General features: G+C 72.9%; 4 protein-coding genes and 1 pseudogene. All 5 read right to left on the bottom strand.

What is annotated here, in order from left to right; all coding sequences use genetic code 11:
• A pseudogene (locus ABD317_RS31575) lies at window positions 1-796 on the bottom strand (hypothetical protein); the annotation flags it as partial.
• Window positions 793-2,418, bottom strand: a complete 1,626-nt coding sequence (locus tag ABD317_RS31580; RefSeq protein ID WP_425582484.1) for an amino acid adenylation domain-containing protein — start codon at window positions 2,416-2,418, stop codon at window positions 793-795. The gene ABD317_RS31580 and the pseudogene ABD317_RS31575, both read right to left, overlap by 4 nt.
• A 496-nt stretch (window positions 2,419-2,914) precedes the next feature.
• Window positions 2,915-3,763 carry an EamA family transporter gene (locus ABD317_RS31585; protein WP_344294427.1) on the bottom strand — a complete coding sequence of 283 codons (849 nt, stop codon included), beginning with the start codon at window positions 3,761-3,763 and terminating at the stop codon, window positions 2,915-2,917.
• The gene (locus ABD317_RS31590) at window positions 3,756-4,301 is read right to left on the bottom strand and encodes a MarR family winged helix-turn-helix transcriptional regulator (protein WP_344294429.1); all 546 of its coding nucleotides are present in this window, start codon (window positions 4,299-4,301) and stop codon (window positions 3,756-3,758) included. The genes ABD317_RS31585 and ABD317_RS31590 overlap by 8 nt, the downstream gene beginning before the upstream one ends.
• Window positions 4,302-4,385: 84 nt before the next feature.
• A partial coding sequence (locus ABD317_RS31595; RefSeq protein ID WP_344294431.1) for a family 78 glycoside hydrolase catalytic domain occupies window positions 4,386-7,069 on the bottom strand: 2,684 nt, incomplete at its 5' end.

Genomic DNA, 7,069 nt, shown 5'->3' on the forward strand with positions numbered 1-7,069 from the left:
CGTAGATCAGCTGTGAGACACCTCGGCGTTGAGACAGGTTGACAGACCGCATAACGCCGAGGTTGAACCGCAGCAACGCCACATGCCCCGACGGGCGGGTGATGTCGACCTGGACCTTGCGCAACCGCAGCCACGGCAGCGCGACGGTGGCCGTGATGCCCGCCAGCACCCACAGCGCCACCGCGGAACCGGTCAGCGCCGCCTGCACCCACAGCAGGGCCAGACTCGCCCAGCCGCCGAAGCGGTGGGTGCGCTCGAACAGGTCGTGGTGCGGGGTGCGGATCCGCGGCAGCGTGGTCACCAGCATGGCGGCGAGCAGCAGCAGCGGGGCGTAGCTCACCGCCAGCACGGCGGCGTCCGCACCCTCGGCGGTCAGTGCCGCCACCGCGGCGCAGAACCACAGCGAGCCGGCGAGGGCGCCGCCGACGTGCAGCCCGCCGAAGTGGTAGACCTTGCCCAGCGTCCAGCGCACCTTCAGCGGCCAGCGGGTCGGGGCAGCGGTGGCGACGCGGAAGAAGAGGTTGATGACGTACTGGTTGCGCACGACCACGGCCAGCGCGATGTTGACGAGCGCCGCGTACGACAGCGTCCGTGAACTCCACTGTCCTCCGGCGGCGCCGACCACGGCCAACGCGAGGTTCACGGCGAGCACACCGGCGGCAAGCCGGTTGTAGTGCATCAGCCGGGGGTGCTTGAGCGCACGGCGCAGGGCCCCGGTACGCGGAGGCAGCCGCACCTCCTCCGGCGTAGACGGCTCCCGCGCGGGGACGACCTCGTGCGTGACCGGGGCCGTCATGAGACGACTCCCTGCGCAACGGCCGACATGACGGGGGCAGGGGCGGGGACGGGGCCGGCGGCGGCGAGCCGGTGCAGCTGCGCCCTGTCCGTCTTGCCACGCGCGGTGACCGGCAGCGCGTCGAGCGCGTGCACCTCCGCGGGCGTGCAGTAGTACGGCAGCGCCGCGGACACGGCACGCCGCGCCGCGTCCGTGTCCACGTCCGCGGGGGTCACGAACGACACCAGGCTGCGCTCGTCGCGCCGCAGCGTCACGGCCTGCCGGCAGCCGGGGACGGACTCCAGCACGGCGGAAACGGAGTCGAGTTCGACGCGGAAGCCGCGCACCTTCACCTGGTCGTCGGTGCGCCCGAGGTGCTCAAGCTCGCCCTCCGGCGTCCACCGCCCCAGGTCGCGGGTGCGGAACATCATCGCTCCGCCGCCGCGGAAGGGGTCGGGCGCGTACCGCTCCGTGTTCAGGGCCGGGTTGTCCAGATAGCCGGCGGAGACGCAGTCCCCGCCGGCCCACATCTCGCCGACCTCGCCCATGGGCAGCGGGGAGAGCCGGTCGTCGAGGACGTAGACGGTGTTGTTGGGAGTGGGGCGGCCGATGGTCAGCCGTGTGCCCGGTGTGTGCCGGTGCATGGTGTTGACGATCGTGGTCTCGGTGGGGCCGCAGCAGTTGTAGAAGTCGGCGGCCCCGGCCCAGGTGTCGGCGATCGGGCGAGGGCAGGGTTCGCCCGCGACGGCGACGGTGCGCACGCGCGTGCAGCGGGCCGGGTCGATCCGGCTCAGCACGGTCGGGGTCGCGATCAGCACGTCGGCGCGCTCGGCGGTGGCGGCGATGTCCCGGCCCCGGATGAGCAGGGTCGCGCCGTGTGCGAGGCAGCCGAGAATCTCCCAGGACGCCATGTCGAAGGCGATGTTGAGGAGCTGGGCCACGGCCAGGCCAGGGCGGATACCCAGGCCGCCGGGCTCGGTGAGCAGGAGGTTGCAGACGTTGCGGTGGGTCACGACGACGCCGTTGGGCGTGCCGGTGGTGCCGGAGGTGAACAGCACGTAGCAGGCGTCATCGGGGACCGCGGGCCGCCGCCCGGCCGCGGCACGCCGGGCAGCCTGCGCCGGGCCCGCGGGAAGCGCGCCGGACATCACCTCGTCGACGTTGACGAGGGCGACCCCTTCGGGCACCGGGACAAGGCCGGCCACGTCCGAGGCGGTCAGGACGACCTTCGTCCGGGCGGTGCGCATCACGTGGCGCAACTGCGCCGCGGGGGCCACGCCGACGTCCTGCGGCACGTAGGCGGCACCCGCCTTCAGCGTCCCCAGCAGGCCGACGGTCATCGGCAGCGAACGCCGCAGGAACAGCCCCACGGAGTCGCCGGGGCCGACCCCGAAGCCGGCGAGCACGCCGGCCAGCCGCTCGGCGTGCCGGTCGAGCTGGCCGTAGGTGAGGGTCTCGCCCAGATGCTCGACGGCGACAGCGGCCGGGTGGGCGGCGGCGTACTCCTCGATGGGGTGGTGGATCAGACGGTGTGTCGGTGAGCTCGCGGGCCCCCAGCCGAACTGCCGGAACAACCGGCGGTCGGCGTCGGGCAGGTGGTCTGTCGCGGTCACACGCGGGTACGGGTCGTGCACTTGCGTCATTCGCACAGAAGCCTCCGGGCAGTCCATGCTCCGTGCCCGCTACGGCGAGCGAGCGGAGCCGGATGGGCAGTGGTCGAGTGCCGTGCGGAAGTTGCGGTGTGCGCACACGCCACCGGTGGCGTTCGAGAACCCGAACGTTGAACGACCGGTCGCGAGAAGAATGTCGCATCGCGTGTGACAAGCGTCAACTAGTGGTGCCTTATTGACTATTTCCATGATTTGCGATATTCGCACAGAATAATATGGTACGTGAGATTAGCCGCCCCGGACACAAGTGCCCGGGCCCGCCCATGCGCCGCCCGACGTCCCCGCGTGGTGCCCGTACCACCCCGGCAACTTCGCGGCCGGCGGTCGCGGCGGCGCCGGCTCGGGCGGTGCGAGCAGCGTCCTGCGTGGGCCGCCCCGTGGCACGGCACCTGGACGACGGCACCACGCTCGTGAGCCGAAGCACGACAGTTGTCACATCGACAGGCTTGTTGTCAGCGGGCTGGCACGTTCAGCGCAGTGCGATGAGCCCAATCGCAAGCGCCGCGCAGATGAGACCGGTGGCCTGTCGGCGGTTGAGGCGCTCCTTCAGCAGCATCAGGGCGAGGAGGACGGGAACGGCGGGGTAGAGGGCGGAGAGTACGGTGGCGATGGCCATGAGCTGTTGGCTGGTGGCTTCCAGGTACAGCACGATCGCAAGTGTGCCGAGGGCGCCGGCCGCCGCCACTGCCACCCACGGCCGTCCCGTCAGCCCTCCCGGGGCGCCATAGGCTCTCAGGACTACGGCGATGACCGCGACGGAGGCCACCCTGCTCAGCACCACCGGCCACAAACCGCTGTTCGTGCCTACCTGCGCCATGGCGAGGAACTGCACGCCGAACCCCACGCTGGCAATCAAGGCACTGAGCGTCCCCGCAGACAGCGCTCCGCTCTGGTCGTCACCGAGACTGGAAGACTTCTGCGAGACCAGCCACAGCGCCGGCGGGACGGCGGCGATCCCCACCCATGCGGCAAGGGCGGGGCGCTCTCCGAGGAAACACACCCCGACCAGGACCGGAAGAGCCACGGCTCCGACATCGCTGACCGGGACGACCACACTCATCGCCCCCTGCGACATCGCCTGATACAGAAAGGCGACCCCGACTCCCGTCCCCACCCCCGACAGCGCACCCCAGCCGTAGTCGGCGAGTGAGGCGGTTCCACCGCCCACAGCCAGCGCGAGAAGCAGCCCGAGTGCGGTGCCGCCCACTTGGGCGTGAAGTGCGACGGTCAGCCCGCTGTGTCTGCGCGAGGCCAGGCCGTTGACGAAGTGCGTGATGCCGAAACAGAGAGCGGACAGCAGAGCGAGCAGTTCACCCATGCTCGCGCTCGTGGCCGGCCCGGCGGTCCCGGTCCGCCTGACCCACCGGGCAGGTCGCACCATCCCGGACGCAGGCACATCGGTCACACAGCCGGCAGATGCGTTCGGCGTCACCGGGCTGCCGGTACAAACCCGCCAGGACCTTGCCCAGCAACCGGCCGAGCTGCTCCCGCTCACCGTCGTCGAGACGGCTCAGCGCCTGTCGCAGCACGTCGCCTCGGCACGCGAGGAGAGTGCGGGCTGCCCGTGCACCCACATCACTGAGCTGGAGGCGGACCCACGCTCCCCAGCTGGCTTCTTTGCGTACCAGCCCCTGCTTCTCCAGGCCGTCGACCATCCGGGCCGCCGCGGACTGGCTCAGTCCCACCCGCCGGCCCAGCTCGGTGACGCTCAAGCCGGGGTCCGTGGACAACACCACCAGCGCGGCAGCTCCGCTCGAACTCGTGCTGGCCGCCCGCGTCACCTCGGCGACCACCATGTCACCGAGGGCGAGCGCAGCGGCCCCCAGAAGATTCGCCGTATGGGCTTCATCATGCATGACTCATGCATGCCCGTGATGAGCTGCGGAAAACCTGATGACCGGTTCAACCACCTCAGACAGGAGGCGGTGGAACTGGCTTCTTCAGTGGGGCCGCTCCAGGGTGGGTTCGGCCGCGTCCCCCGGGGCGAACGTGCCTCGGCCGGAGCCGGTGGAGTAGCGCGCGTAGCCGTTGCGGACGCCCTCGAACCGCGGGGTCCGCTCGCCGTCGGGGCCCGCGGCCCGTGCCCGCGGCGGGCGGTGGTCGGTGACCGGCACCCAGACCTCGGCGGTCACGTTGACCGGTACGTCCACGGAGAGGGCGGTGCCGCCGTCGACCGTGCGCCAGCGCACCCCGACCGGGCCGCGCTGGGTCGGCACCGTGCCGGCGGCGTGGGTCAGCGGGGTGCCGCGCGGCGGGCGGATCCTTACGGCCGCGGCGCCGGGTGCGGTGACCGTGACGCCGAGCAGCGCCTGCTGGACGTCGACCAGGGCCGTCGAGCCCCAGCCGTGCGAGAGGCTGTCGCCGCGCTCCGGCGCCTCCCACGACTCCCAGGTGAACGTGCCGCCCCGGGCCAGGACGTTCGCCCACCCCCTGCTGTCGGGGTCGGTGAGACGGCGTAGCACCTCGCCGTCGCGGCCGGCCCGGTGCAGGGCGGTCAGCAGCCAGTTCGCCGTCATGGGCCCCATCTCCAGGCCCAGCGCGACGAGGTGGTCGGCGAGGACCGGCCAGTCGCGCTCCGGGGCGACGCCGAAGGCGAGGGCGTAGGCGCCCGCGATCTGGGAGGCGTGGGTGCTCTGCGCGCCGTCGGCGGTGAGCCCGTCGACGTAGATCCCGTCGGGCCGCCGCAGCCGTGCGTTGACCGCGTCGCTCAGCCGGTCGGCGTCGGCGCGCAGGGCCCGGGCCTCGGCCCGCGGCCGGCCCAGCTCGGCGGCGGCGTCCGCGGTCCGGCGCAGGGCGTCGACCGCGAGGATGCTCACGGTGGTGCGGGCGGCGGTCCCGGTGTCGTAGCCGTACCGGACCGGCCAGTCGACGATGCCGCCCAGGTAGGCGCCGGAGCCGCCGGCGAGGTTGGTGACCAGGCCGGTGTCCGGGTCGACGTAGCGGCGGACGTAGTCGGCGACGGCCGCCATCACCGGGTAGGCGTCGCGCAGCGTCGTACGGTCGCCGGAGCGCAGGTAGTACTCCCACACCCAGCCGGGGTACATCTCGGTGAAGTCGGGGATGTCGCGCTTGCCGTCGCCGTTCGGGTAGACCGCGTTGAGCCGGCCGTCCGGCCAGTGGCGCCGCTGCGACTCGGCGAACTCGCGGATCGCCTTGCGGGTCAGCACGCGCTCCGAGTAGCCCGCCATCAGCGCCCGGGAGATGTCCACCGAGTCCGCGAGGAACTGCCCCTTCTCGCGGGTGGGCGTGTCCAGGAACTGCTCCTGCGCGCTGTACAGGGCCGACCTCCGCAGGAGCGTGAAGACCGCGTCCAGCGTCTCGTCGGAGCTGTGGAGCGTCGCGGCCCTGCCGGGGTCCACGTCGGTGTGCTGGACGACCGCCGACACCGAGCGCGCGTCCATCGGCTCGCCGGGGTTGTCGATCTGCAGGTACCGGAACGCCTCGTAGGTGAACGCCTCGAACGACTGCCTGCCGTCGCGCTGCACGTAGCCGTACGAGAGGTCGGTGTCCTGGTTGTCGTCGGCGGACTCGGACACGCTGCCGTCCGGCTTCAGGACGTAGCCGGCGTGCATGGACACGTCCCGTCCCGCGGTCCCGGCGCGGAAGCGGACCACCGGCCGGGCCGGGACGACCTTGCCGAAGTCCGCGACCACCGCGCCCGAGTCGAGGGTGGTGACGCTCACGGGGCGCACGTCCTCGAAGGCGAGCCGGGGCTCCTGGCCGCGCAGCCGGGTGAAGGGCCCCGCCGGGTGCGCCCCGACGACCTGCGGCGCCGCCCAGGCGCCGGCCGCCGCGAAGCCCGGCTCGTCCCAGCCGTGCAGTCGCCCCGCGAGCCTGCCGTCGACGTGCTCGACGTAGTCGCCGCCGTCGCCGTTGCGGCGCGGGGCCGTGAGCCAGGGGGCGCGGGCGACCTGCCAGGACGCGTCGGTGACGACGACCTCGCGGGAGCCGTCGGCGTGGTCGACGACGAGCCGGACGAGCAGCCCCGGCGCCGCCGCCGGCCGGCCCTGGCCGCCGCCGTACCAGTGGACGAGCACGCCGACGGCCGCCCGAGTGCGGGCCCGCAGCGCGTGGGTGACGTCGGTGGTCTGGTAGTAACCCTGGTCGGGGTGGTTGAACGCCTGGCCGCGGTCGACCGGCTCGCCGTTGACGCGCGCCTCGTACTGGTGCTGGGACGCCACGTACAGCCGGGCGCGTACCACCGGGCTCGCGCCGACGGCGAACTCCTTGCGCGCCAGGGTGTAGTCGTCCGGTTCCCCGGTCGTCCGCCGGATCCACTCCGCCTGCCAGTCGCCGTCGGCGAGGCCGGTGTCGAACGACGCGGGCGGTGCCCACGGCGACGCCTGCCCCGCCCGGTCCCAGGTCCGCACCGTCCAGGTGTACGTGGCGCCGGGCGCCAGCTCGGGGCCGGCGTACGGCACGTACGACTGCCGTCCGGAGCCGACCCGGCCGCTGTCCCACACCGGCCGCGGGCCGTCGCGGTGGCCGCCGGCGGCGAAGACCCGCACCCGGTAGGCCGTCTGGATCTCCCCGGGCCTGGTGTCCCGGGGCAGCCAGCCGAACTGCGGTACGCCCTCGACGTTCGGCGGGCGCGCCCGGTCGCCGACGGTCAGGCCGGCGGGCG

It is taken from the genome of Streptomyces synnematoformans, assembly GCF_039531005.1.
Taxonomy (GTDB): domain Bacteria; phylum Actinomycetota; class Actinomycetes; order Streptomycetales; family Streptomycetaceae; genus Streptomyces; species Streptomyces synnematoformans.

Bases quoted from the DNA above. Each gene is read 5' to 3' on its own strand.
- ABD317_RS31580 (WP_425582484.1), bottom strand. From the start codon at position 2,418: ATGACGCAAGTGCACGACCCGTACCCGCGTGTGACCGCGACAGACCAC.
- ABD317_RS31585 (WP_344294427.1), bottom strand. From the start codon at position 3,763: ATGGGTGAACTGCTCGCTCTGCTGTCCGCTCTCTGTTTCGGCATCACG.
- ABD317_RS31590 (WP_344294429.1), bottom strand. From the start codon at position 4,301: ATGCATGATGAAGCCCATACGGCGAATCTTCTGGGGGCCGCTGCGCTC.